Source organism: Corynebacterium ulcerans (assembly GCF_900187135.1).
In the GTDB taxonomy this organism is placed as follows: Bacteria; Actinomycetota; Actinomycetes; order Mycobacteriales; family Mycobacteriaceae; genus Corynebacterium; species Corynebacterium ulcerans.
On sequence record NZ_LT906443.1, the window covers coordinates 1,589,196 to 1,613,976 of the forward strand.

22 protein-coding genes and 1 CRISPR repeat array (1 of these 23 running past the window's edge) are annotated in these 24,781 nt (G+C 53.1%); of the genes, 12 read left to right on the forward strand and 10 right to left on the reverse strand.

Translation table 11 applies throughout. The annotated features are described in order from the left end of the window. Positions 1-310: a CRISPR direct-repeat array (repeat unit 36 nt; unit sequence ACCTCAATGAAAGGCTGCGACCGAAGCCGCAGCGAC); it begins 329 nt to the left of the window's first position. Between the two features lie 193 nt (positions 311-503). From cas2 to cas7g, 6 genes are read right to left on the reverse strand one after another with little or no spacing between them, the layout of a single operon-like run. Next, positions 504-803 (reverse strand): CRISPR-associated endonuclease Cas2, encoded by a 300-nt coding sequence (gene cas2 / locus CKV68_RS07100; RefSeq protein WP_014835680.1) that lies wholly within the window; start codon positions 801-803, stop codon positions 504-506. Continuing rightward, the gene (gene cas1, locus CKV68_RS07105) at positions 800-2,401 is read right to left on the reverse strand and encodes a CRISPR-associated endonuclease Cas1 (RefSeq protein ID WP_013910513.1); all 1,602 of its coding nucleotides are present in this window, start codon (positions 2,399-2,401) and stop codon (positions 800-802) included. The genes cas2 and cas1 overlap by 4 nt, the downstream gene beginning before the upstream one ends. A 4-nt stretch (positions 2,402-2,405) precedes the next feature. Next, positions 2,406-3,437, reverse strand: coding sequence for a CRISPR-associated protein (locus CKV68_RS07110; RefSeq protein WP_095075895.1), 1,032 nt, complete (start codon positions 3,435-3,437; stop codon positions 2,406-2,408). A gap of 4 nt (positions 3,438-3,441) precedes the next feature. Further along, positions 3,442-6,123, reverse strand: a complete 2,682-nt coding sequence (cas3g, locus tag CKV68_RS07115) for a type I-G CRISPR-associated helicase/endonuclease Cas3g (protein WP_095075896.1) — start codon at positions 6,121-6,123, stop codon at positions 3,442-3,444. Then, on the reverse strand, positions 6,116-7,693 hold the full coding sequence (csb2, locus tag CKV68_RS07120) for a type I-G CRISPR-associated protein Csb2 (RefSeq protein ID WP_095075897.1): 1,578 nt from the start codon (positions 7,691-7,693) through the stop codon (positions 6,116-6,118). Before csb2 ends, cas3g begins: the two co-directional genes overlap by 8 nt. A gap of 3 nt (positions 7,694-7,696) precedes the next feature. Continuing rightward, positions 7,697-8,902: a type I-G CRISPR-associated RAMP protein Csb1/Cas7g gene (gene cas7g, locus CKV68_RS07125; protein WP_095075898.1), complete on the reverse strand. Its 1,206-nt coding sequence runs from the start codon at positions 8,900-8,902 to the stop codon at positions 7,697-7,699. Positions 8,903-9,289: 387 nt separating this feature from the next. Between cas7g and CKV68_RS11295 the strand changes: the two genes are divergently transcribed. Beyond that, on the forward strand, positions 9,290-9,541 hold the full coding sequence (locus CKV68_RS11295; RefSeq protein ID WP_167376973.1) for a hypothetical protein: 252 nt from the start codon (positions 9,290-9,292) through the stop codon (positions 9,539-9,541). A gap of 82 nt (positions 9,542-9,623) precedes the next feature. Here CKV68_RS11295 and CKV68_RS07135 read toward each other — a convergent pair whose 3' ends face one another. Further along, positions 9,624-10,430 carry an esterase/lipase family protein gene (locus CKV68_RS07135; RefSeq protein ID WP_013910519.1) on the reverse strand — a complete coding sequence of 269 codons (807 nt, stop codon included), beginning with the start codon at positions 10,428-10,430 and terminating at the stop codon, positions 9,624-9,626. A gap of 93 nt (positions 10,431-10,523) precedes the next feature. Here CKV68_RS07135 and CKV68_RS07140 point away from each other — a divergent pair, with 93 nt between their 5' ends. Then, positions 10,524-11,111: a nitroreductase family protein gene (locus CKV68_RS07140; protein WP_038621288.1), complete on the forward strand. Its 588-nt coding sequence runs from the start codon at positions 10,524-10,526 to the stop codon at positions 11,109-11,111. A gap of 78 nt (positions 11,112-11,189) precedes the next feature. After that, entirely contained in the window at positions 11,190-11,747 is a 558-nt protein-coding gene (locus CKV68_RS07145) for a gamma carbonic anhydrase family protein (protein ID WP_013910521.1), read from the forward strand. 2 nt (positions 11,748-11,749) lie between these two features. Here the strand turns inward: CKV68_RS07145 and CKV68_RS07150 are convergent, their stop codons facing one another. Then, positions 11,750-12,757 (reverse strand): ROK family protein, encoded by a 1,008-nt coding sequence (locus CKV68_RS07150; RefSeq protein ID WP_013910522.1) that lies wholly within the window; start codon positions 12,755-12,757, stop codon positions 11,750-11,752. Positions 12,758-13,419: 662 nt separating this feature from the next. Here CKV68_RS07150 and CKV68_RS07155 point away from each other — a divergent pair. The 6 genes from CKV68_RS07155 to CKV68_RS07180 all read left to right on the forward strand — a co-directional run bounded on the left by CKV68_RS07155 (position 13,420) and on the right by CKV68_RS07180 (position 19,571). Then, positions 13,420-14,895 (forward strand): PepSY-associated TM helix domain-containing protein, encoded by a 1,476-nt coding sequence (locus tag CKV68_RS07155; RefSeq protein WP_013910523.1) that lies wholly within the window; start codon positions 13,420-13,422, stop codon positions 14,893-14,895. Between the two features lie 103 nt (positions 14,896-14,998). Further along, on the forward strand, positions 14,999-16,069 hold the full coding sequence (locus tag CKV68_RS07160) for a TIGR00730 family Rossman fold protein (protein ID WP_014835693.1): 1,071 nt from the start codon (positions 14,999-15,001) through the stop codon (positions 16,067-16,069). 110 nt (positions 16,070-16,179) lie between these two features. Continuing rightward, a complete protein-coding gene (locus tag CKV68_RS07165; RefSeq protein ID WP_013910525.1) occupies positions 16,180-17,847 on the forward strand; it encodes a DUF885 domain-containing protein in 1,668 nt (555 codons plus the stop codon). 87 nt (positions 17,848-17,934) lie between these two features. After that, the gene (locus CKV68_RS07170; RefSeq protein WP_014525163.1) at positions 17,935-18,351 is read left to right on the forward strand and encodes a MarR family winged helix-turn-helix transcriptional regulator; all 417 of its coding nucleotides are present in this window, start codon (positions 17,935-17,937) and stop codon (positions 18,349-18,351) included. A 9-nt stretch (positions 18,352-18,360) separates the two neighbouring features. Further along, the gene (locus tag CKV68_RS07175; RefSeq protein WP_095075900.1) at positions 18,361-18,714 is read left to right on the forward strand and encodes a hypothetical protein; all 354 of its coding nucleotides are present in this window, start codon (positions 18,361-18,363) and stop codon (positions 18,712-18,714) included. After that, a complete protein-coding gene (locus CKV68_RS07180) occupies positions 18,714-19,571 on the forward strand; it encodes a hypothetical protein (RefSeq protein WP_095075901.1) in 858 nt (285 codons plus the stop codon). Before CKV68_RS07175 ends, CKV68_RS07180 begins: the two co-directional genes overlap by 1 nt. Here the strand turns inward: CKV68_RS07180 and CKV68_RS07185 are convergent. Both CKV68_RS07185 and CKV68_RS07190 read right to left on the reverse strand, forming a co-directional pair. Continuing rightward, positions 19,568-20,641: an AbrB family transcriptional regulator gene (locus CKV68_RS07185; RefSeq protein ID WP_095075902.1), complete on the reverse strand. Its 1,074-nt coding sequence runs from the start codon at positions 20,639-20,641 to the stop codon at positions 19,568-19,570. The genes CKV68_RS07180 and CKV68_RS07185 overlap by 4 nt on opposite strands. Before the next feature lie 61 nt (positions 20,642-20,702). Continuing rightward, positions 20,703-21,323, reverse strand: a complete 621-nt coding sequence (locus CKV68_RS07190; protein WP_038617265.1) for a hypothetical protein — start codon at positions 21,321-21,323, stop codon at positions 20,703-20,705. 107 nt (positions 21,324-21,430) lie between these two features. Here CKV68_RS07190 and CKV68_RS07195 point away from each other — a divergent pair, with 107 nt between their 5' ends. The 3 genes from CKV68_RS07195 (at position 21,431) to CKV68_RS07205 (ending at position 24,766) form a co-directional block, all read left to right on the forward strand. After that, a complete protein-coding gene (locus CKV68_RS07195) occupies positions 21,431-22,207 on the forward strand; it encodes a TSUP family transporter (protein WP_095075903.1) in 777 nt (258 codons plus the stop codon). A 175-nt stretch (positions 22,208-22,382) separates the two neighbouring features. Next, complete coding sequence (locus tag CKV68_RS07200; protein ID WP_095075904.1) at positions 22,383-23,213, forward strand: PTS sugar transporter subunit IIA; 831 nt, start codon at positions 22,383-22,385, stop codon at positions 23,211-23,213. 11 nt (positions 23,214-23,224) lie between these two features. Continuing rightward, entirely contained in the window at positions 23,225-24,766 is a 1,542-nt protein-coding gene (locus CKV68_RS07205; protein WP_095075905.1) for a PTS ascorbate transporter subunit IIC, read from the forward strand. Positions 24,767-24,781 lie beyond the last annotated feature (15 nt).

Here is a 24,781-nt window from a genome sequence, read left to right on the forward strand (position 1 = left end):
CGATGAGGGTTTTTCGGGTTACTGCTCTGACGTAGTCGGTGTCTTCTGCTCCTAGACCTCAATGAAAGGCTGCGACCGAAGCCGCAGCGACTTTCCCCCACTAAATCAGTAAGTGTTCTGTGGGCTACCTCAATGAAAGGCTGCGACCGAAGCCGCAGCGACAGAAGTCCCAGTCCAAGAGAAATCATCGGGGTCATTGACACCTCAATGAAAGGCTGCGACCGAAGCCGCAGCGACCACACAGCGGTCGTACGCAACCGCGATTAGGTTACAAACCTCAATGAAAGGCTGCGACCGAAGCCGCAGCGACAGCCCCCTCATTTTAACTGACTTAGCCTCGGTATTTGCCCTTTTATTGCGAAGTTCTCGACTTTTATGAAGTTATTTTCCAAAGGGGTGATCGTTGTTGCTCTATGAAAACCACAATGACAAGGGAAAACGTGACCGCGAAGACCTCCCGGGATTTTTAAAGTCCGCAGGGTCTTCGCGGTAGTTTCTTGCGGCTAGATAATCAGAAATTCATTGTCAGTGATCTCTTGTTTTCTGCCTTCGTAAGTAAATGTGGTGTCTACTTTCGACAGCAGTCCAAGATCGCAATATAAAACGGAATCTTCCTCAGCATTAATACTGAGTTTTATTTCATCCTTTAGCCGAAGCAGCTTTGCAGGGCTGCAATCGACAACAAAAACGCTGTATTGGATCCTGTCGCCATATTTTTGCAAGATCTTAGCTAGCTTATTTCGACGTCTATCGTGGGCAATATCGTAGGCGATAATCGTACGACGAACATCATCCCGCCTCATCGTATTTTCACTCCTTTGTATCGAAGCTGGGTTCCGTCTAATACTCCGAGCATCATCCTGGCTTGAACTTCAATTGCGCGCCGCCAGGAAACGCTGTACCCAAATGTGGGATGTTTGAACTGGGTTTGGATCCTTCGCTCAAAGGCTTTGACTATTTTCTTTCTTCCGTCTGTGGTGAGCGCTTGCCCTTTGTCGCGGATAAAGAAGTCTCGGGAAGCAATCTCGCGTCGGTTGATCAGCGTTAGAACAACCGAATCAGCTACCACTGGTCGGAACTCCTCCATCAGGTCGAGAGCAGCTGCTGGTTTGTTTCGATTACTACTGTGCAGAAAACCGGCATGAGGATCTAACCCACAAGCAATGAGCGCTCGTACGCATTCCGCAGTGAGCATTCCGTACGCGTAGTTGAGCAGTACATTGATGTGATCTTGTGCCCCTCGACCTTTTCTTCCTAGCCACTGGGCTCCCAGGCTATGAAGAGCGGCGTCGTTAAGCATTGATCCAAAAGATTCAAAATATTTGCTAGCAGCCTCGCCCTCAACCCCAAACAAAGACGGGATGTCGTTTACTGTTCGTGCAGTTTCCTGGAGCCTGCGCAGCGATGCAACTGCTTCTTTAGCCGAGCCGTGTCTGCGTAGCATCGTTGCTTGGTTATAGATTTTGGAACTAATAATCTCACTGGCAATAGGAATGAAACCAGTTTCAGCCAGTACATGTTGCCGGACACGTGCTAGTCCATTTGGCCCATCGCCGGGTAGCATCCAGCCATATAGCCGGCCAGTACTTGAGCACCACACCACTGGCCGATGCTGCCACGCCAGCTCCCTGATAAGAGCGCTTGAGAGATCAATGTTGCCGTGGAGCACTACTGCCTGAACGCGCTCAATCGGCACGGAACCGAGAAGTTCTGATTTTCTGTGGACTTCGATTCTTCCGTTTTTCTTTGAAGCACGTGACCCTTGCTCTGTAAGGTGCAGTACTTGGCTGTCAGGGTTTTGAGCCAGGACACGTCGCTGTGGTTGTCTTTGGAAGAGCTCATCGGGAAGACATACAGATAAGTGGGAGCACCACGTGCACTGCGGATCTTCATCCAACGGGATAGGAGAAGTACTCGCTTGTGCTATTTCATGAGTTCGTAGCGCTTGATTTTTCGCATGCTCAAAATCGGCAGAATTCAACTCCACTTCGATTGTTTTTCGATGATCCGTGAAGTACACAGCATATTCGAGCTTTTTATACCCCATTTCTCTGAGACATATCCCTTGCAAAGCCAGTTGTAGCCTGTTGGCATCAGTGACTATTGGTGCCTTACGGACAGGAGTTGCTTTGAATTCGACTACTCGTATGGTTCCGTCTGGCAAAGTCTCGAGACTATCGCAGATGCCTAGGATTCCGAGTTCATCTGACCAGACTTTTACAGATACTTGTCGGTGGGGCGTGGAAGTTTTGAGGTTATCAACATGGACGTGTGAGCTCTTTCCAGCTTGCATCTGATACGTATCGGTCTGCTCACCGTTGAGCTCAAGCCAGGTTCTGCGCTCGCAGTATTCGGTGTGCACAACCAAGCTGATTGGGACCGGGTCGATGAGTGCCTGCATTGTCTTAACCCAACGGAAGCACGGAACCTGGTTGGACTTGCCGTTCCGGTGCGCTCGAACTGCCGGCCTTTTTTATGTCAAACAGTGCTACGGCATTAATCCCATGTTCTAGCAGCCATTTGCTTGCTGACACCACCGCAGTAGTGCCGATATCACCTGTCCGGACAATCTCTCCTCCGATGCACGCAATAGCCTCTGACCTAAGGACAGAGCGTGCTCGGCCTAAGGAGATTGGGGTGGAAGACATGGGAAGAACCATCAACACTGGGTGGAGTGCTTGAGGTGGGAATGCACCCGGTGTTACCGATTTTTCCTTGACTTGTGGCGCGAGCTGGAAAGATGCAATGCCCAGTAGACCTACAAATGCAAGAGCTACGTCGGTGGGGCCGGGTGGTGTTAATCCTGTCGAAGTCCTTGAATCGGGAGAATTCTTTCCTAATGGATCATGGACTTGTTTTCCTTGAATTCCTGCAAGTATGTCCTCGTTTGTCCAGGAGGAAAGTTCGTCCACCATCAAGCTGAGCCGGTGTTGAACAAACTCTTCTCCTCGATTACGGGTTTTCATTTCCCACCGAGATGCCCCATGATCTGGCCGAGGGGCTTTTTTCTCATTATGCCAATAGGAAGGTTCTCCTAAAGCTGAGATGAAAGAGAGATCCAGCCAGCGCTTATCCGCAAGAAGCTGATCGACGTGCGACGTGCGAATGTGGTGATGTTCTTCCCAATCGTGTGGGGATTTTTCTGCATCAATCGCCTTGATCCGCGGAGAAAAAGGAGCGAATTGTTTCCCGGCGTAGTCTTTTCGAGCCTTGACCCAAGAAGAATCCTCCGACCACCGAGTTGCTAATTCCCGAATGCGCTGAGCAATGAGGAGGGGATCGTAGATACTTCTTAATTGAGCCTTGGGTTCAGAGTCTAAAGACCACATCAACCTAACAGAATTATCTCCCATCTCTTCTGCCACAGCTGCTAAGCCCAACAAAGCGAAGTGACTGAGTGCGCTTGAAGCATCGCCTGCGATATTGATCGTAAACACAGAGCTACCTTCCTTCCGATGAAACGTGAGCGTCAGCTGCCCGCTGCAAAGCCTCTAAGTAAGCCATGGCATAAGGGCCGATTGTCCTGTTTGTTCGCTCGATGATGCTGTCCCATTCGCCCTCGGAGAAGAGGTGACGTGCCACTGCCTGTTCTTGATCAGTGGCGAGCGGGGAAATCATTTCCCAGGAGGAATACGGGAAAGTGGATCTTCCGTGGCCGTGACTGCATCCCACTATCCGCAGGATCAGTTCCGTTTCTGGAGTGTCATACCCGAGCTGAACTGCAACTTTGAGGGCGGAAAGCTGCTCATGGCGCCATTTTGGTGGCACACCAGAGATGTTCTTTGCGCGGCGAATCTCTTGTCGATTCCTCTGCGCACTTTTGGCCCAGGGTTCCTGATCATCCGATGTTTTTCCACCACGCAACCACGTCTGGAATCGTGGCTCTATTTTTCCGTCATCGTGATGCGCTGCTGCTTGGACGACGATCTGGTGGAAGTCATGGTGTAATCCCACACTGGTACACAGGTTGTCTGCTTGTTCAGCAACATCAGCTTGATGCTGTTGAAGCGTTACCGTCTTGGACGTCGGTGACCATTCCTGGAGAGCCTCTTCTTCTGCTCGGATAGCATCGTCGGTTTCAGTGATGTACCACGGCACTACTGCATCAAACCCATGGTGGTGATCGGTTTCAAGCACCATTGTGGAGCACTGAAAGCCCTTTGACCGTTGACTCTCTGTAGGAGTTTCTTCTGGATCTTCGCTTAGTTCGGCTGCAATCTGTTTAAAGCTTTCGGCCTCTGCTTTGTCCATCGCGGAGTCAAATACATGAACGTCAATTCCAGGAAGTGGAGCTGGGTCGATGAGTTCGGAGTCTTCGGGCGTCGCCGAGGCGACACCTTCCGTGGTAAAAGGCGTGCCGGGTTCGATAATGAGGATATCGGTAGGACGAAGCGGTTTGTCGTGATCGAGTAAAACTACCTCACTGTCTCGATATAAGAATGCGCGGTGTCTAACTGCTGAAGCTTTTTGTTTGAAAGATTCGTCAGTAGGGGCCAATACATCTTTGAGTCTGTTCAACACCGCGATGTTGGCGGGGAAAGTTTCAAAATCCTGGGGTTTTGTGGCATTGAGTAGTTCTACTGCCGCGTTGAAATCTTCCGGCAATGGGGACCGGACAACTACGCCGCCAAGAGCAGGGTCTTTTTCCAACGAGTCTCTTAACCACAGATCCAGGTCTGGTTCGGCAAACAGGGGATCGGTTGTTCTACATAAATTATGGAGGTCTGCCCATTCCAGGCGCTGCAATAATACCCGACCAGGTGATTCTTCAGGAGCAGGAAGCTCAAGCAATCTTCTCGGATTTACTGTTCCGGCCTCTGCTAATTGCTCTAGCCATGCGAGAGAATTGAGGAGATCCTTGCTGGTATAAGGAGGTACATCTGTCTTGATCGCGTCTGCAGTTGACGGGATGAGTACAGAAACCTCGCTCCTTACGCGGTGCCCGAGTCGATTGACCCGGCCAAAGCGCTGTGTCAGAGATGATCCTGGTGCGAGTTCAGTGACTAAGTGGGCAAAATCGACGTCAACGCCAACCTCCATGGTTTGAGTAGCCACCAGCACGTCTACTTCTTGAGAGCCTTGAATGGTGAAAAGCCCTGGTCGCCGAGCCTTCATCTGTGCAACATCATGCGGCCGCATCCTGCCCACTAAGATTTCGCTGCGTAGACCCTTTTTCTTGAGTATCCGGTGGATTTTTGTGGCCGTTTCCACGTGGTTTACGATGCAGCCCACAGTGCTGTCTGCATCGGCGCATAATCTGAGGACCTCTTCCACTGCGGTGGCGATGATCTCAGAGTTCTTGGGTCGCCCATTCCATTTTTTGAGCTTTAAGAGCGAAAGATGCTTGGACGAATCGATGCGCTGAGCAATGACTGGATCACGCTCACAATCTTCCTCGAATACACCGATGCTCTGGGCAAGACCTAGGGTTTCAGTAGATGTTGCTGTTGCAGCGACAACTTGCAATCGCGGCACGTGAAGATCTACTTCCAACTCCTGCAATGCAGCTATACGACGCGCAGTCGTCAGGAGCTGACGATTCAAATGTGACTCGTCGAGAAGCACAACGGCATCCATCGTAAAAAGCGCGGTTTCTCTAGGCCGAGCTAGCCTTCCGGAACCATAACCTCGGAACAAAGCACGTGATCCCCACATGTCCGGTGTAGCTGCGATGATGGCGCAAGCTTCAAGGCTATTTACCGGCAGAGTCTTATTTGTGAGCGCGCCTCGTAATCGACTGACGATAAACGGGTCTTGATGTGCATCAGACCTTAAGCTCGTTAGTGCTTGAGATAGTGTTGCCAATACCGAGCCGGCTTTAGCCTCTTGCATTGTGCGCAAGATTGTTTCTGCACGATCAATGTGGCTATCTACTAATGCTCGGCGGTTAACCACAACGCTAAGACGCCTGGGAACTCGGGGGCATTCTCCCAGGGCATATAAGGCGTTGAGATAGAGGTGTACATCGACAACAGACGACTTGCCAGTTCCGGTGGGAGCCACGATCTGTGCCGGCCAGGTGCCTGTTTTCATTACGGCATCGACTAGACGTTGTTGCCACGCGAAAGGACGGTGGCCGTCGTTAAGCTCAGCAAAGAATGCATCGAAAGTAATGCTAGGCATGAGTCATCTCGCTTGTCATCGTTTCGAATTCACTTCTGGGAATATCCACAGGGATTAACAGACCTCCGCCCAAATGGCGTGATTGCCCCAGCGCAATGATCGCTCTATCCTGCTGGAGGCTCCCCAAGTGCACGAGACCTCGCCAAGGTTGGATGGTTAAACTCCTGTTGGTCCTGTGGACAAAGCGACGGGTATTTCTGCTTACGGGGTGATCATGAAAAATCCGTACATCTGCGTTATAGGCCGCGTCGCGTAGTTCGACATAGCGTGCAGGGCCAGTTTCCTTGGTCGGGAAGTTGTCGCGCCAGACGAAGGCCACTGAGAGTAAGCCTGCATCCGCCAGGCGCCACAGCACACCTTGTTGCTTATTGTGGGGTCGCGATTCTGGGATAAAGACGTTTAATGGCTCCCACATACGGATAGTTCCTGGTTGAGGAGCTGGCCAAAATGCATCGCCTCTGAATACGTGACCGTTGTACTTAAGCTGGCACAAGAGTTTCCCACCGCTTCTGAGCGGAAAAGGTCCGGTGAGTGCTTGGTTGAGCTGCTCGTACACAGTGGAATCAGCATCTTGGGGGACAAGAAGCGCGAACGCTGAGGTTTTCAATCCAAGCGCTTCTAAGTGATGATGCGGTATGTATTGGATGGCTAAATTATTTGCTGGTCTTTGTGCCCCAGCTGCATAACGCCCAGTGATAACTGGCGAGACATCCGTTCTAATTCTGGCAATAAGGGCTCGATGAAGGGCAACGGCTGCGCGAACCTGTTCTTCCGGCCCCAGCTGTTTACCGTGTACCTCCAACAAAATGACTTTTGTCCAGGGCGTTGCGCATTCCTTATCCGCAGCGTTGACGCGTAGATAGCGAGCCGTACCTAAGTGGTCTTTGGGGATCGGAGGATCATGGATCGGGTCATCCTTTAAGAACTTGTCCGCTTTTTTGGAAGGAGGCTTCTTTCCATACCTCGCATGGAACACTTCTCTGAGGTGCTGAGTACGTCCAGGCAGTGCTATTCGGACTTGAACGCGTTCGGTTGAAAAAGCGGTCGCTTGAGGATCAAGAGTAAGCGTGGCTTCGATTTCTTGCTGTTCAAGTACTACGAGAGAAGAAGCTTCTCCTAGGCATGCGACATCGGGAAGCAATGCGGTAATGGCTTCTGCTATATCCACGGGCATCTCGTCCCAGATATACCCATAAGCTCCATTGACGGATACGCCATCGGAGACAGCGCGGTTCTCAAAATTAAGTCTTACGCCAGTTTTGTCGATCTTCACTGAGCCTACGTTTCGGTACATCATTCGTGATATATCCGGGGAGAGCCATTGCTGCTCAGGCATCGCTAAACCGGTGGGGGGATGTGCTTCTAACCATTGCAGTGCTTGTAGCGATTGTTGGTTGGGTCTGAGTTGACGTTCGTTGGGATCTTCTTCTGCATGAACACCTTGAGCTGCCGCATTCATAAGCGCCGCGTGCAACCGAGCCGGATCGGGATATGCGTCTCGGTTAGCGTCGCCGGTATGCCCCAGGTAGACCCCCAGCGGGAATCTTGCAGTGAGACAATATTTTGGCATTTGTTACTCTGCCTCTGCGTCGTCTTCAGTGGCTCCGCGCAGTACAACTGGATTGCCTGTGACGTGGAGTATTTGCCCTTCCCAGTCCGAGACTCCGCATGCGCTGGCCTTGGCAATTGCTTCCTTGAGCAGCTCGTCCGCTGCTTCCACGGAAATAGGTTCTAGTTCACGCTTTTCTCCGTAGCGTAGGTCAAGCGTGACGACCGGCTTTCCCTGTTCTACAAGGTCGCAGTTTGCCCGAATGTTTAACTCTGATTCGGCGCGTGCCATAGCTGCTAGCCCCAGTGCCGCGAGCAGGGCGCGAGCTGCGATGTCTTGCTCTGCGGTGCCGCCGAAGCGCAGCTGGCGAAGCGCAGCAAAGCTCAATGCCCAGGAACGAATGATTCTTTGGCACGCCACTCCACCCAATGACTCAAGCGACGGGGGAATTGCACCAAGTCCAAGAGGGGAGGCGGAAACGGTCTCGCCCTTCTTGGCTTTTTTCACCTGATTATCCAGTTTTGAACGAGTTTTCTGACTTAGCTCATGGCTTTGAACTAAGGCGGTTTCTTTAAGATCAGTTCCGGTCATTTTTACACTGGCGGCCACCGGGTCTACTCGCGCGCCACCGCGCCGTGAATACGATTCCGCACGGTTCTGGTTGGCTAACACTCCGATGATTTCTCCGACTAAAGCGCTGCGCAGCTTCACTTGGTCGCTTTTACGGCTAGCATCCCAGCCGCCAAAAATGAGTGCGGACGGAGCCAAATTGAGTAGCGGTTTCATGTTGCGTGGTGTGGAATTCCGGGCGGAAATATAGAGATCATTCTCGGTTGTTGGTTTACCGTCGATTGACCCTGCGCGGATATGCCCGTCTGTAAAGCGGTGCGGTAATTCCAAATCGGAGAAGACTTTGCTGTCGTTGTAAGAAACTTCGATTCTGGGGATTCGGTTGAGAGTTTCATTCCCCTCGTTGATGGCCTGCATCAGTGCTGCTTCTGCGCGATTGAGCTGAGACTGTTTGGAATCGATAAGGACAGTTCGCTTGGACTCACCATCTATAAAGCGGTCCTCGAAAGCAAAGACAGGTTCTGAACGATTGACAAACTTTGCAGGTGCGACTGATCCATGCTGGCCGACTGCGGCCTCGAGTTCCGTTATGGAGGTGAGGACTGAAGATCCTCCTGCGCTGCAGGCCTTAACCAAGTCTGTATAAGAAAGCGTTCCCATTGCTTGTGATCCTTTGCCTTATTGGTGGAGACCGCCTCACTCCATATTTTCTGTGATTCGGCCACTTTAGTGACGATTCTAGAAAGATAAAGCAGTAGAGTCAATGGAAATATAACATCCGTAATGTTATATCTCATGTAGATTTTGCTATTTTAAGGAGGAGCAAACGCAGTAACTTTTACTGTTGGACATCCGTCCTTGGATAGCTCATCCCTAAATGAAAGACCGCGCTTGCTCACGACTAAGCATACTGAAATAGCGCGGAAGGAGGCTGTAGGCATGGTGAAAACATTGATGATCGGGAGTGATGTTTTGATGGACGACTCGTCATTGTCGCTGGAGTTAGTTCGCTCGCTGTTCGCTCTGCAGTGTGGGAGGTGATGGCATATGGAAACAAACAGCGTTGGCGCTTCTGAGGAAGCTTATTCAATGCTTTCCTTTGCAGAAACCGTTTATGGCTCAGGTCGCATCCTGCGCACAGCAAGTCTGGTTGATCTATGTTCTAGGGTTGTTGAAATCGGTGAGATAGTGCGGGTTCGCCTTTCTCGGGCGATGCCCAGGCTTTCTCTGCGGATGCTGCGACAACGATCTGGGCGAAGCCTTCTTCTTCGTCTTGTATTAAGTATGCAGCGCCAGTAGTGTCATGCTGTTTATGCAGGTCAGAATGGAAAAACTGGCAACATAACACTTAACTTCCCACTTAACATAACACCGTGGGAAGTTAAGTGTTATGTTCGGTGCGCACGTGCTTTTTAGCGGTAAGACGTTCCACTCGTTCTAGTTCGCTGAGTACGATGCGTCGTACGCGGCGATCATGGGGAACGTCTTCATGGAGAACTATTGCGCGCTTTGACACTGCTTGTACGTATATATTGCGGACGAGGGGGCCGGTGAGAAAACAGGATTCCACTGGCTGAATGATGGTGTCTGATTTTGTGGTGATGCAGGAGTAATAGATGCCGGGCAGTGTATCGCCGTTGGCGTTGAGCTCTTGGATGAGGTCGCTTTCGGCAAGCATCTCAAATCCCGAGGCCCCAAAGAAGTTTGTGATGATGGAATCCACCACGACTGTGCCGCGGGCAGTGCGGGTAAGAGGACTGATAACACCGCCGTGGGAGGTGCCATGATTGGGAACTGCGAGACAGATGAGGTGCGTGACGTAGCGGGCTCCATCTAAGTGATGCATCCAATACCTGGCGAGTATTCCGCCCTGGGAATGCCCGACAAGGATCACTCGCTCGGCGCCGGTGACTTTGAGCACGGCATGGATATATGCGCCGACCTGGTCTGCTGATTCGGCCACCGCGGCGGTTGATCGCATCCCAAAGTCGGGTGCGAAAACCGCGTAGCCTTTCTTACGCAGGTCTGTGCCCAGTTCCATCCAGTCGCCTTTGGTCACCCCGGTGCCATGGATCAAAATCACTGGGTAGGGGTGTCGCGAGGTAGGGCGGGCGCGCCAGTCGTCTTCAAAAAGCCCTCGTGCCGGAAGCCGCGCGGAGAGCGGCAGTGGAGCGTCGATAATTGCCATGCGGGAGCGCGACCTCCTTTGCGATTGTTTCCTGCTGGGGATACTTTCGTACCATACCTAAGAAATTCAGTGAGCGTTTTTAAGGAGTTTCCCGTGTCCCTTACTGTTGCTGAGGCAATTGCGAACCGCCGTGCCACTCGTCAATACACCGAGCAGGAGGTGAGCGACGCGGTGCTTGACGTCGTCGTTTCGCAAGCTCTTCAGGCGCCGAGTGCGTTTAATGCGCAGCGTGCGGATCTCGTAGTGATTCGGGATCAGGCGATCAAGGACAAGATTTTTGCGGCTTCCGGGCAGAAGCAGCTTCGCGACGCCCCGGTGGTCCTGGTCACGGTTGCGCGTGCCGACGTCCCCGAGGATCTTGACGAGGTCCTTGGTGCAGAACGCGCGGCATTTGTGCGCAATGTTTTAGCTAAAGCCGATGCTGCGCGTCTGAGGGAGACCGCGCTCAAAGATGCCATGCTGGTGGCGGGGTTTGCGTTGATCGCTGCCCAAGGCGAGGGACTTGCCACGTCGCCTACCACGGGGTGGGATGAAGCGAAGGTTCTTGAGGCTATAGGGTTAGCAGGCCGCAGCGATCGTGCGGTGGGGCTGGTTATTGGTATGGGATACCCTGCGGAATTCCCAGCGCATCCCGGTCGGGCAGAGAGCCGTCGGGTTAACGATGGCTATGCGCGCGACTGAGTGCGTGTGTGGCCACCCCCGTAGAGTAAGCGGATATATGCCCTCTTTTGTTCGACAGCATACATTAAAGGAGAATCTGTGAATTCTGGCCCGATTATTTTGCCGTTCAATGGGAAAACTCCGCGAGTTCACGAGACCGCTTTTATCGCCCCGAACGCCACCTTGATCGGCGATGTAGAGATAGCGGCGCATGCCTCTGTGTTCTATGGCTGCGTTTTACGAGCAGACATCAACATGATTCGTGTGGGCGCGCGAACCAACGTCCAGGACAACTCAGTGCTGCATGTCGACGGCGATGCGCCGTGCATCCTCGGCGAGGACGTTACGGTGGGTCACATGGCTTTGGTGCATGGCTCAACCGTGGGCAACGGGACTCTGGTAGGCATGCACTCTGCGTTGCTTTCGCGCTCGGTTATTGGTGCGGGCAGCCTGATCGCTGCGGGAGCTGTTGTGCTTGAAGGGCAAGAAATACCCGCCGGGTCTCTCGCTGCTGGGGTTCCAGCTCAAGTTCGGCGGGTGCTTTCTTCCGAACAATCGGCAGGCTTCATCCCGCATGCTGGCAAGTATGTGAATGTTGCCAGCATGCACAGGGAACTCGGGATGAGCCTGAGCCTTGATCAGGTGCGCTTTAGCTAGAGCTATCTGCGTCGAGTGACCAGTCGCTTGGCAAGGCCTAATGGATCTTCTATTAGTCGATCCATTGCAATGGCCCGAGCGGCAGCACGAGCATTATCAAGGTGGGTGGGGATCACTCGGATCTCCAACTTATCTTTTGTTCCATGGGGCGACTTGCGTAGCTCCTGGCCCACAGCGAGGGCATCTTCTGAGTTCTCAAATGCCGAGCCGGCAAGGACTATGACCTTTGGGCGCGTCTGTTCTACTAGGGCTACGGCTGAAGCTCCCAGGGAAGAGGACCCATGAATGTTCTCATCGAGAGGCAATATCACTACCTCTTGGGGATTTTGAAGCGCTGCGCCGATGGAATCGTCCGCATAAAAGATGAGTGAATTGGCGGGCGCATCGGGATTTTGTGCCTGTTGCTCAGCACCTGCAATAGCTGTAATGGCACTAGCGACGGTCACGGGAGCAGAGATGCGGTTATAGATTCGACCAGCAAGATCTACGCCTTCCCAGCCAAGGTTTTTCGCAGTGACAAGGCCAAGGGAATTGACGTGACCCGATGTTGCAATGCCTACGTTGGCAAGGGGGAGCTCACTAAGCTCTGCGATTTCTCGGATGGCTATGGCTAGTGTTTCTGCATATTGGTCGGCGCTCATCTGAGCAGGAACAATATCGAGGATTTTTTCCTGTATCACCACTCCACGCGTGCTGTATGCACCTACGTATGTGGTTTTGGTTCCTACTGCTACGCCGATCTGCGCCCAGGGGGATACGGAAAGTTCGATAGGGATGGTTGGGCGTCCCGGCCCGTTGGGAATAGAAAGATCTGGTCTTTCCCGAACGAGCTTTGCCTCCATGAGCGCGGCGACGGCGCGGGTCACGGTGGGCTGGGATTTTCCGGATCCGGTGACGAGTTTAGAACGTGTTACCGGCTGGAAGTGCCTGATGAGGTGCAGGCACGATGCAGCCGGTACTGACGGCTGAGTAAAAGAAGGGGTATTCCTCAAGTGGCTGCGCGTGTGCATAATAAAATTCTATAGCGATAGACCGCGCAGTCTAAATTATTCACCCCCTCATTGGTCGGGTTTGATAACCTGTGAGCAGCTTAAATATAGATATGAAGAGTTTAAATAGACCGACCAGTATATTTTTAGCAGAATATTTGGGCCGGAGAAAAAGTGTCGCTGAGCGGTGTATTTTCAAAAACGATTTGCAAAAAAGTTTTGAGCTAAATGTTGGCATTTAGGTCCTGGTCTTTTCTGTGGGGGCTATGAACGCTGATAGGTAAAAGGAGAAGGTTGACCGCGAATTGGGGGATGGATACCCCCGGCTGCATCTCTCAATTGCGAGGGGCTGGGGGAAATAAGTGCAAGCATTTTTATGGCGCTGGGTGATGTATTTCTCCATGTCATGTGACGTAGGTGACATGGCATCAAACTTCGATGGGTTGAAAAAAATTTAATAAAGGTTTGAACTTTGGGAACTCTTGTCGGCTTTCACGCGACAACTACTAACGTCGCGCGGGTGCATCTCTGAGCTCGCTGGAAACGCCTCTCGTCTGTGCTCGCACTGAGATCGTTTCTTTGTAGATGCGCCCATCGCGGAGTGGAACGGATCCCCTCGCGGTACGACTGTGGCCACAGTCTGTGCGTAATCCAACTCGTGTACGAAAGCGGTATAGGAATACATGGTCACCACCGATCAAGCCCTCTCGGCAGGAAGCGCAGCAAAAGCTGCAAAACCTGGGAGTGGACGTGCCAGTGAAAACGGCGGGAAATCCCGTCATCTGCCGCGCCACCTACGCCGACTTCATTTCTTTGCGGGAATCATCTGTGCACCGCTTATCTTTGTAGCTTCTCTTACCGGCCTCGCTTATGCCTTTGCGCCGACCCTGGAGAAGGCGGTGTACTCCAGCAACATCACTGTTGAGGTCCCTGCTGATGGGAAGCAGCTCCCGATGGAAAAGATCGTGGATATTGCGACGCAGCGGCACCCTGATCAGCCTATGACCGGTATTCGGGTTGGTGAGAAAGACCAAGCAGTACGAGTACTGTTTAAGCATCCCACCAAGAGTGCAAGCTTTAGCGATGCCGTATTTGTGAACCCGTACAACGGTGAGATCACGGGAGATATGGTCCAATATGGCAACTCTGGCGCGTTGCCTTTGCGAGATTGGTTATCTCATGGGCACCGCGATCTGTGGTTGGGAGATACGGGACGCTTCTATTCGGAGTTTGCAGCTTCGTGGCTTGGGGTCTTGGCGGTGAGCGGTGTGTATCTCTGGTGGAAGCGCCAGCGGAATGGTGCCGGCCGAATCGCCTCTATGCTGAAGGTATCCGGCCGTGGACGCACGAGAAACCTGCGCTGGCACGGCGCACTGGGTACCGCCCTTGCTCTAGGCATGATCTTTTTCACCTTCACTGGCTTGACCTGGTCTTCAGTGGCTGGAACCAATATTGGCAAGGTGCGTACTGAACTGAATTGGGCCACTCCCAAAGTGACTACTTCTCTCGACGGTGCAGCTGCCCCTGCGGTGAAAGATCCGCATGCCGGCCACGATCATGCTGGTCATGACCACAGCGGGCATTCCGCGACGGCAGCACCCTCAAAGCTGAGCCTTGCTGCACAATCCACAAAAGTCGCGGCTACTGCTGCCACTGAATTGCGTAGTGGAGTCACCTTGCGCCCGCCAAGCGAGGCGGGTCAGGCGTGGAGTGTTATGGAGAACCGTCAGGCATATCGCAAGGACAACAACTCCATTGCGGTTAACGGCGATACTGGTGAAGTAACCGCACGCTTGGCATTTGTGGATTGGCCTTTTGCTGCTCAGGCCACTGCATGGATGATCCAGCTACACATGGGCACGATGCTGGGGCTTCCTAACCAGATCGTGCTGGGGTTGCTTGCGGTAGGCATCATTATTGTGGTCGTTCGTGGTTATATGTTGTGGTTCCAGCGTCGTCCGCAAGGTCAGCTCGTGGCTGATGCGCCGGGACGTGCTCGCGGTGCTGAACGTCGTTTTGGCGTAGCTGGGATCCTTGCGGTGGTGGGAATGATTGCCTACGGAGTCTTCGCCCCGGTATTCGGAATTACATGCCTGGCTTTCATCGTGGGCAGTGTGATCTGGGATATGGTGCGGTCGCGTCGTCGTAAAGCAAGCTAAGCTTATCGACGCCACGCGTCGGCCACCGCTGTGAGCACCGGACATGCGCCATAAGCATATGCATTCATAGTTTTGTGGGGGAGTCACACTAGACTGATTCCCCATGAGCTTTTCCCCTCAGGATCCACTGATTTCCGGCCTGACTGTTCGTGCCATGAGTGCGGACGATACAGATGCACGTAAGACCGCACTGCTAAAAAATCTGAATCGTTTTGAGCAACGCTTTGGTGAACAGGATTGTGCGTCCGAACCTTTGCGCAATTACCTCAGTTTTGATCCTGCTCGTGGCGATATAGGTCTTCTGCTTGCTAATGACGCGGGGGAAACCGTCGGCATGATGTGGGTTGCCTTTATTAAGGGATTTGGTTTTATCAATGCCAGCGTGCCGGAACTGACGCTCTACCTTGCGGAGGAGTGGCATGGCAAGGGAGTGGGCCAATGGATGTTGGACCAGGCTGAAGAGCATGGTCGGGTTCATGGTTGGCCAGGAATTGCAGTGAACGTGGAGAAGGAAAGCCCCGCTCGACGCCTTTATGCGCGCTGTGATTACGTCACCCAGGATGGTGGATCTGAGGCAGGCAGCGTGATGCTGAAAACCCTCAGCCCGAAAATTCGGAGCGTGGCTGTGTACTGCGGTTCTGCGCATGGGGCACGTCCGGAATACACTGCTGCGGCGCGTGCACTTGGTACTGCGCTCGCGGAGCGAGGCATCACCATGGTCTATGGCGGCGGCAAACTCGGCCTGATGGGAGAGACCGCGGACGCGGCCATCGCTGCAGGCGGAGAAGTCCATGGCGTTATGCCGCAGAACCTTGTTGATTTAGAACAGGCGCACCCACGGCTCACTCGATTGGACATCACAGAATCCATCGCTGAGCGTAAAACTCGGATGGAAGATCTGGCAGATGCCTTTGTAGTTTTGCCCGGTGGGATGGGCACCATGGAAGAGATGTTTGAGGTGCTGGTCTGCCAGCAGCTTGGCCCTTATTGTGGCCCCGTGGCGCTTTTTAACGTAGAAGAGTATTGGGAGCCACTGGTCAAGGCCTTCCAGGCGATGAGCGAAGAAGGATTTATTGCGCAGCGATACATTGACGCTCTGGTTGTTGCAGGTAATACGGATGAGCTTTTCGAGGGCTTTGCCAGCTGGGTCAACCCCGGCCTGAAATGGAACTAGCCGGCACGCTAAGGGCGGAGATTTTCCGCGGGTCCTTCCTTGATAAAGACGAAAATAAAATGTGTCTTGTTGCTTGGAAGGATTCGAGCTTCTAGCTAAACTAGCCAATCATGACTCACGGAAATGCGGACGTGCGGACTCCCTCGCTCCTTGATGCTTCCTGCGAAGCATTTGTTCATGATCTTGCTGCGCTATCGCCGACGGAGGCGACGGTATGGGGCATCGCGGGGCACGACGGGGAACTACAAGATTTTTCCCCGGCATACTGGGAGGCCGTGGCGGACCGTAACCGTGAGATGCTCGCGGATGTTGATGCTCTCGACGACGGCACTGATGACTGCGATGACGAGGATGATTTTGATGAGGTTGATATCGTCACCGCTGCCGTGCTGAGAGACCGGGTGTGCCTAGATTTATCGCTGCATCATAATGACGAGTTTTTAGGCCAGCTCAATAATATTGCGTCTCCGATCCAGACCATCAGGGATACTTTCCTGCTGATGCCGCAGGACACTGAAGAACAGCGGGAGGCCATTGCGTCTCGTTTGTCTCAGGTGGGAAAGGCTCTTGCGGGATACCGTGAATCTTTGACTGTGGCGGCCTCTCATGGAAAAGTGGCGGCGATTCGTCAGATTGAGACCGTCATTGGGCAGTGTCGTGAGCTCACCCAACCAGGTTCCATGCTCGATCAACTGGGCGTGGATCCGCATTCTGCCGCCGTAGTGTCTGCAAAGAAGTCCTTTGGATCTATGGCGGAGTGGCTGAGTGACCAGCTAGCTCCACATGCGCCTCACAACGATGCGGTGGGCCGGGAACGGTACGAACGCTTTAGCCACTTGTTTGTAGGTGATGTAGTAGATCTTGACGACGCTTATGAGTGGGGCCTTGATCGACTACAAGAGATAGTGGCCGAACAACAAAGTATCTCCGAGGAACTCTATGGGGCGGGGACTTCCGTTGCTGCTGCCATGAAGAAACTTGATGCTGAACCGCGCTACACCATCACGGGTACGGACGCGTTGAGAGAATGGATGCAGGAGCAATCGGATAAAACTATCGCTCACCTCAACGGCGTTCACTTTGACATTCCGCAACCAGTACAGACCCTGGAAGCTTGCATTGATCCTGCAGGTGCCGGTGGCATTTTTTACACCCCGCCGTCGGATGATTTTTCTCGTCCAGGCCGCATGTGGTGGTCTGTTCCAGCGGGCCAAAATATTTTTCACACGTGGCAAGAGCTGACCACCGTCTTTCACGAGTCTGTGCCAGGGCATCATCTTCAGTGCGGCCAGGCGGTTTGTGAGCGTGAGAACCTCAATCTTTGGCGCAGGATAGCCTGTTGGTGTTCAGGGCATGGCGAGGGTTGGGCGCTTTACGCTGAGCAGCTGATGGCAGACTTGGGCTATCACGATGATCTAGGTACGCGGATGGGGATGCTGGATGCACAACGCCTCCGTGCAGCCCGCGTTGTCTTAGACATTGGAATTCATCTGGGAAAGCGGACCCCAGAGGGAACGAGCGTCTGGGATGCGTCGTACGCAAAATTCTTCTTACGAGAGAACACTGCCATGGACGAACCCAATCTTGCCTTTGAGCTGGACCGTTATCTGGGTTGGCCTGGTCAGGCACCTTCGTATGCTTTGGGGCAGCGCTTGTGGCAACAGCTGCGTGACAGCGCACTAAGCCAAGGCCAGACGCTTAAACAATTCCATACTCGTGCATTGTCGTATGGATCAATCCCCATGTCTATCCTGGGGACGCAAGTCCTGAAAGGCTAGTATAGAGTCCTCTGCTGCGGATCTATTGCGGAGGGCTCAAAATAATTAAGCTTGGCGTAATTTAATTGCGCACAATATAGTTAATGCATGGCCAAAGATCACGCACTTGATGAGCTCATCTGCTTTCAGCTGTACACGGCATCCCGCCTGATGCAGCGTATATATCGCCCTTATTTTGATGACTGGGGCATTACCTACCCGCAGTACTTGGTTCTCGTTTGTCTGTGGGAGCGAGATGGTAGGTCGATTGGCCAGCTTGCAGATCCGTTGAACCTGGATAGCGGAACTCTATCTCCTCTGTTGCAGCGCATGGAAGATAATGGCTTTGTTCGGCGCCAGCATGAAAAGGAGGACTACCGACGACTACGCATTTTCCTCACTGCTAAGGGCAAACGGCTCAAACCGCTTGCTGATGAGATGCAAGAGGAACTTATGGAGATGCTCAGACTCGATCATCAGGATCTTGCTGCTGTACATGATCTCATGAGCAAAATTAATCCTTAGGAAGCGATCATGGAAAAAGAGCAACCAAAGAAGAGTTCGCGCAAGCCTTGGAGCTACGGAATGATCGTGGCTTTTTTGCTCATGATTATTCTGCTACCGCCGCTGCTTCATCTTTTTGCCGGTGGCGGCGTCATACTAGTTGCATTACTACTCATGGCCTTGGTTTTTGGTTTTCTTGACGCAAAAATCTTTCGTTTTACCGCTAGCTTTCCGTTACTGGTAGGAGCGGCGTATTTCATTGCTATGCAGATGTACTTTAATGCGGGAACGTGGATCTATCTTCCGATCATGGTGATCCTCGCGTTTGTGGGCGGTGCCCTTGGAGATCCTCAGGGTATGCGCTCCTTGGGGGAGGAAGACTGATGGAGATATGGTCTTTTGAACATCCTGAACTGGGGCTTATCAGTGTGGAACGCGGTTATGATGCGGAGTTTCGGGCAGCCGATCCGGATTGGCCCGAGGAACCTTCTGAGAAAGAGATCCGCCATGTTGGCCCCAACGCTGGGTTCAAAGAACGCATAGAAGCGCTTATTCATAATCCCCCGGTCCGGTTGCAAATTAAGGTGAACGGTGAGGTACGACGACGGCTTAACGACGTCCCCTCGGGCCGAATAGCTTTGAACAAATCCGTAGACAATTCTTTAGCCATGCCGGCTATGGCAAAAGTAAACCGGAAAAAGCCGCACCTTTATGTGCATTCCACTATATTCAACGAGATTCTGGGTATTGAGTATCGTGAAGGAAGCCAGGTCATAGAGTTCACTCCACCCGTGGGGACTCGGGGGCATAAGCGCCACCAGGCGATGGAAGAAAGCAGCATAAAGCGGATCCTTTTCCCTATGATGGCAGGTCTGGGAAAGAGCGGTTGGGCAATTGCCGTGATCGTTCTGGGGCCAATAGTCAGCAGGATTGTGAAGAAACTGTTGGAGCTGTTGCCCGACTGGGACTTCTTTGATCTTCCCGAATTTCCCTCGATTGAGCTTCCTGTTCCACGGTTTCCGCAGATCACGCTTCCCGTGGTGCAGTTTCCTGATTGGGAATTACCTCATTTTGATGCCCCGTGGTGGGTTATGTTTCTTCTTGAATATAAAAAAGTGTGGATCCCTTTGGTGATCGCTATCTTTGTGGGCATCATGGCGATCCGGAATCACAAGAAGTCTGAAGAGCAGAAGAGGCAGTGGGAGTCTGAACAGCCTGATGATCGCGATACGAGCTCCTAGGATTTTTTCCGTTGCAGTAGCTTGATAAGCGCGGGTATCCATCCGGCTAGTGCAAGAACACTCACGATTCGGATAACCTGAGTAGCCACCACGACCGAACCCGCACCGCCTTCGCTGGAGAGCGCAAGTACGGTTTCTAAGGCGCCCGGGCTGGTGGCTAAATACGCCTCGAAATAGGAAACATGCAGCACAGACATGAGAGGCCACGCGGTCAGTGCGCAGCCTGCGATCAACACAACAACAAAGAGAATGGTGGAAGGAAGCTGAGCTGCGAATGCTTTGAGTGCGGCTAAAGAGAGTGAACCTCCACAGATCCATCCGATGGAGAGAAAAGCGAAATAGCGCACAGGCTCAGGGGGAGCGAAACTCACTTCATAGGGGATAAGCAGTCCGACTATGACCACCAGGAGCATCGGCCCCAGAATCGATGCTGCCGGCAGCCTTAAAAATTTACCCACCCGATGACCAACCAAAGCGATAACAACCACGATGACCAGTGCCCACCACGGCTGTGATTGCGCTGCTGCAGACACAGCATTGCTGGCGGGTGTATGCGGGAAGAGATGCGTTATCAAAGGAAGGGACACAGAGACTGCGAGGAGTCGCAGGTACTGGCTGAGCGTGACATAGCGATAGTCGGCGCCTAGGTCCTTAGCCAAGATCGGCATAATAGAGGCTCCGCCGGCCAACATGGAGAGCACCCCAGTTTCCTGGCTAATCTCAGGTTCTTTGTGGGCTAGTAATAACCCACCACCAATGCCAATCGCCAACGTCACAATGGTCACCGCGATGCTGGGTAAGACAAAGTGGGCGAGTTGGCTCAATTGCGTAGATAACAGGGGAAGAGCTGCGAGGATACCGATAAATCCGCGAGCAAAATTAAACAAGTGGCGGTTCATCGGCAACTCTTTGCCCGTCATCAGAGCCGAGGCGCCAGAGACCACAATAGCTGCGAGAATCCATGCGGCAGGAACATGGAGAAAAGCGAAGAGGAAGCCAAGCGCAACGGACACAGGCGCCACCACAGACCAGCGGAAAACCAGATCCTTATCTGTCATGAATCGCCTCATGTGTCGAGTGCTCCTCTCTTAGAATGCACTCGACTTTAATCCCATCCTGTGGCCTGTGGCACTACCTTGAAGCTGAGACTTTTTCAAAAGAATCGCGGGTAATCCGGACTCCCGGGCCTTGATGTTCACGTATCGTCACGCTGCCGGGTGCCGTCAGATCGATGATGACTGCGTCGGCGGAGTACTTCTTGCCGGCGTCGAGACGCTTAAACGCGCTGCCGTCGACAGCGGCACCATCGCCAGTAGCGCTCAGCGTCAACGGTGAAAATGTGGCTTTGATCCTATTGGCCTGTGGATGATTTCCGCTCGTAGCTTTCCACGTAATCGCATATGTGGTGGGGGAGCAATCGGCAATGACACCTGCCGGATAATCAACTACGCAAGCAAGAGTGACTTCTTTATCCAGCGGCAGAAGATAGCCCCCAGCTGGGATCGGAGTAGCCGCCGGGTCTACTACTTTTTGCATGGCAGAGCTTGTCGACGGCGGGCTCGACGCAGGCTTGGGCTGCTGGGTTGTTGGTGGTTGAGTTGTTGGCTGTTGGGTCGTCTGGGGGACTGTGGTTGCAGACATGCTTGAGGCATCGGCGGCTGTAGGCGTGGGCTGTGGCGGTTTACTATGTGCACATGCGCTCACGCTAAAGAGAACTATTGCGGATAATGCTACGGTGAAGTGCTTCTTCATGGACATTCCTCCGGTTCACAAGGACCTCTGAAATAGATCACTTTTGACTATTACCGAGCGTAATATCTTCTGATGAAATTGGCAGCCATCAATAATCGGAGGCAACGGTGGAGATTACTGTAAGTGGCTGGGGGATTTTGATCGCTGGTGCCGGAATAGCTGGGTGGGTTGATGCCATGATCGGTGGCGGAGGGCTAGTTCTTATTCCACTTATCATGGCCGTCGCGCCGGGACTTGCCCCAGTTGCCGCTATCGCTACTAATAAATTGGTGGCTGTCAGTGGAACCGCCTCAGCCGCAGTGACGATGACGCGAAAAGTAGGTGTTGATCGCTCGCTAGTGTTAAAACTCGTGCCTATCGCCGCCCTATGTTCGGGGGGTGGTGCTTTGCTGGCGGCGTCGATAAGCAAAGACGTGATGCGACCGATCGTGATCGTACTCATGCTGGTAGCCGGGATTTTTGTTGCCCTCAAACCAGAATTTGGGCAGGATGGTTCCACAAAACCTGCGAGCGCTAGGCGGCGTGGCCTTGCTGTTGTAGCGACCGGTGCTATTGCGCTTTACGACGGCATCTTTGGGCCTGGTACCGGCATGTTTTTGATCATGGCCTTTACCGCGCTGCTCTCTCAAGATTTTCTGCGGTCGGCGGCCCTGACCAAAGTGGTGAATACTGCTACCAACCTAGGGGCTCTCATCGTATTTATTGCGTCGGGTCATGTCTTGTGGTCCCTAGGAATTGTGCTGGCTGTGGCGAATATCGCTGGCGCACAACTCGGGGCCAAAACCGTGTTGGGCGGCGGGACCAAGATTCTGCGCATAGCACTTTTGACCCTGGTAATCGTGATGAGCATCTACCTGACGGTGCAGCAGGTGCGGGGCGTGTAGGACTTGCGGTGGTGGGCTTGCAGGTTGTGAAGATTGTGCCGATTGCGACGAATGCGCAAAAGCGTGAAATTGGCAACTGACGACGCCGGGCGTAAATGCTATACATTGTCCCATCAGGTTTCTAGTGTGCACTTCTGCTGTCGCATGTGAGTGCTGAACTCCTTAGGATGTCACGATGTCAATGCTCAACGAGCTGCTTGCAGATGAATCAATAGAACTGCACGGGGAGGCGGAAACCTGGCGTGATGCCATTGCCAGCGCCGGCGCCCTTTTGGAAAGAACCGGCGCGATAACGGGCGAGTATACCGAGGCAATGATCGGCAACGTGGACGCCAACGGTCCGTACATCGTCGTGGCACCAGGTTTTGCCTTTGCCCATGCTCGCCCGTCCTCTGCAGTGAAGCAGACTGCGATGTCCTGGCTGCGTTTGAAGCAGCCAGTTTCCTTTGGTCATCCAAAAAATGACCCCGTTGACCTGGTGGTTGCGCTTGCTGCGCAAGCTGACACCGCACATACTGCCGCGATGAAAGATTTGGCGCAGTTGTTGGGTGACAAGCAGCGCAGGGAGGCACTTGATCGGGTGAAGACTGTGGCGGAATTGCGGGAGGTTTTGGGTTCCGTCGCTGGTTTGGGGGATGGCTTGAGCACTGGCTTGAATGTTGCGTCTACGCCTGCGGTAACGGTTACAGCTGCTCCTTCCAGTACGCAGACGACAGCGCCCAAAGGAAAAATACTCACGGTGTGCGGGAACGGTCTGGGGACCTCTTTGTTCTTGAAAAACACGGTGGAACAGGTGCTCGATTATTGGAAGTGGTCCCCCTACTTTTCGGTCGAAGCAACCGACACGATTTCCGCAAAGGGGCGTGCTCATGAGGCGGATTTCATACTGACTTCAGGGGAGATTGCAGCGACTCTCGGTGACCTAGGTGTGCCAGTCTATATTATCCAAAACTTCACTTCACCAGCAGAAATTGATTCAGCCCTACGTCAGCTTTTCGACGTCTAACGGAGGCACACATGAACGTCCTACTTTCGATTGCGGAATTTCTTGTCAACGAGATCCTTGCAGTCCCGGCATTTCTCATCGGCATCATCACGGCTGTTGGTCTCGGCGCAATGGGGCGAGGCGCTGGCAAGGTTCTTGGCGGTGCGCTGAAAGCAACGCTGGGTTTTCTTCTCATCGGCGCAGGCGCGGGCCTCGTTTCGGCTTCCTTGGCACCACTAGGAGTGATGATCCAGGGTGCCACCGGGGCGCATGGTGTGGTACCTACCAACGAGGCGATCGTGGGAATTGCTCAGGAACACTACGGCAGCCAGGTCGCGTGGCTTATGATCCTGGGATACGCCGTATCCCTGGTGCTGGCGCGTTTCACACCACTACGCTATGTTTTCCTCACTGGTCACCATGTTCTTTTTATGGCGACGTTGTTGACCATAGTGATGGCCACTGCTGGTTTTGACCCATGGGTGGTTATCATCCTCGGCGCTATCCTCCTTGGCATTTTGATGGTTTCCCTCCCGGCCATCGCACATCCATGGACCCGCCGGATCACGGGCGACGACTCGGTAGCGATTGGCCACTTTGGTACCGCCGGTTATGTAGCCGCAGGCGCCGTGGGCACGCTGGTGGGAAGCAAAGGAAAGAAAGCCAGCCCTTCTACTGAGGAAATGAAACTACCTGAAGGGCTCAGATTCCTACGCGATTCCATGGTTGCTACTGCACTATCGATGGCGCTGATGTATGTAGTCCTAGCAGTGCTTTTTATCCTTAGGGCTGGTCAAACTGAGGCTTTCGCTGCATTTACTGAGGGGGCTACAGGCGTCGGAAATTACCTAATGCAGTCGGTAACCCAAGGCCTGCAATTCGGCGTAGCAGTAGCCGTGATCCTCTTTGGTGTACGTACCATCCTGGGAGAGCTAGTTCCTGCTTTTCAAGGCATCGCAGAAAAAGTTGTTCCTGGAGCAATTCCTGCATTGGATTGTCCTATCGTCTTTCCGTACGCACAAAATGCTGTGCTCATAGGTTTTATCTCTTCCTTTGTTGGAGGTCTTGTCGGCTTAGCAGTGCTTTCCGTATGGCTGAACCCAGTATTCGGGGTAGCTCTGATTCTTCCCGGCCTCGTTCCACATTTTTTCACTGGTGGCGCGGCGGGCGTTTATGGCAATGCCACCGGTGGGCGCAGAGGGGCGCTATGCGGTGCTTTTACTAACGGGCTGCTCATCACTTTCCTTCCTGCGTTTCTCCTCGGAGTCCTTGGCACTTTCGGGGAAGCAAACACCACTTTTGGTGATGCAGACTTCGGATGGTTTGGAATACTTATCGGTGGGGCGGCCCACAGGGGACAGACCGTGGGACTTATCCTGATTGTTCTTATCGGTATCGCAATCCTTGGGCTTGGTCTGTGGTCACAGAAAAAGCTTGTAGAGGGGCGCTGGGACCCTGCTTCGCATCGGCCAGGTGGACTCGGGTCGGCGGATACAAGTAGTCAAAACATTGATGCTTATCCCCGTATAGCCCCGCCACAAGGTGCACCCGCTCCGCCGCCACCATTGGGGTAAGTCTGCCGAAGCCTA

Coding starts and splice junctions, on each gene's coding strand:
- CKV68_RS07170 (WP_014525163.1), top strand. CDS start 17,935: ATGGCCAAAGATCACGCACTTGATGAGCTCATCTGCTTTCAGCTGTAC.
- CKV68_RS07180 (WP_095075901.1), top strand. CDS start 18,714: ATGGAGATATGGTCTTTTGAACATCCTGAACTGGGGCTTATCAGTGTG.
- cas7g (WP_095075898.1), bottom strand. CDS start 8,902: ATGGGAACGCTTTCTTATACAGACTTGGTTAAGGCCTGCAGCGCAGGA.
- CKV68_RS07135 (WP_013910519.1), bottom strand. CDS start 10,430: ATGGCAATTATCGACGCTCCACTGCCGCTCTCCGCGCGGCTTCCGGCA.
- cas2 (WP_014835680.1), bottom strand. CDS start 803: ATGAGGCGGGATGATGTTCGTCGTACGATTATCGCCTACGATATTGCC.
- CKV68_RS07150 (WP_013910522.1), bottom strand. CDS start 12,757: ATGCACACGCGCAGCCACTTGAGGAATACCCCTTCTTTTACTCAGCCG.
- CKV68_RS07160 (WP_014835693.1), top strand. CDS start 14,999: ATGAGCTTTTCCCCTCAGGATCCACTGATTTCCGGCCTGACTGTTCGT.
- CKV68_RS11295 (WP_167376973.1), top strand. CDS start 9,290: ATGGAAACAAACAGCGTTGGCGCTTCTGAGGAAGCTTATTCAATGCTT.
- CKV68_RS07200 (WP_095075904.1), top strand. CDS start 22,383: ATGTCAATGCTCAACGAGCTGCTTGCAGATGAATCAATAGAACTGCAC.
- CKV68_RS07205 (WP_095075905.1), top strand. CDS start 23,225: ATGAACGTCCTACTTTCGATTGCGGAATTTCTTGTCAACGAGATCCTT.
- CKV68_RS07190 (WP_038617265.1), bottom strand. CDS start 21,323: ATGAAGAAGCACTTCACCGTAGCATTATCCGCAATAGTTCTCTTTAGC.
- CKV68_RS07165 (WP_013910525.1), top strand. CDS start 16,180: ATGACTCACGGAAATGCGGACGTGCGGACTCCCTCGCTCCTTGATGCT.
- cas3g (WP_095075896.1), bottom strand. CDS start 6,123: ATGCCTAGCATTACTTTCGATGCATTCTTTGCTGAGCTTAACGACGGC.
- CKV68_RS07175 (WP_095075900.1), top strand. CDS start 18,361: ATGGAAAAAGAGCAACCAAAGAAGAGTTCGCGCAAGCCTTGGAGCTAC.
- csb2 (WP_095075897.1), bottom strand. CDS start 7,693: ATGCCAAAATATTGTCTCACTGCAAGATTCCCGCTGGGGGTCTACCTG.
- CKV68_RS07185 (WP_095075902.1), bottom strand. CDS start 20,641: ATGAGGCGATTCATGACAGATAAGGATCTGGTTTTCCGCTGGTCTGTG.
- cas1 (WP_013910513.1), bottom strand. CDS start 2,401: ATGCAGGCACTCATCGACCCGGTCCCAATCAGCTTGGTTGTGCACACC.
- CKV68_RS07155 (WP_013910523.1), top strand. CDS start 13,420: ATGGTCACCACCGATCAAGCCCTCTCGGCAGGAAGCGCAGCAAAAGCT.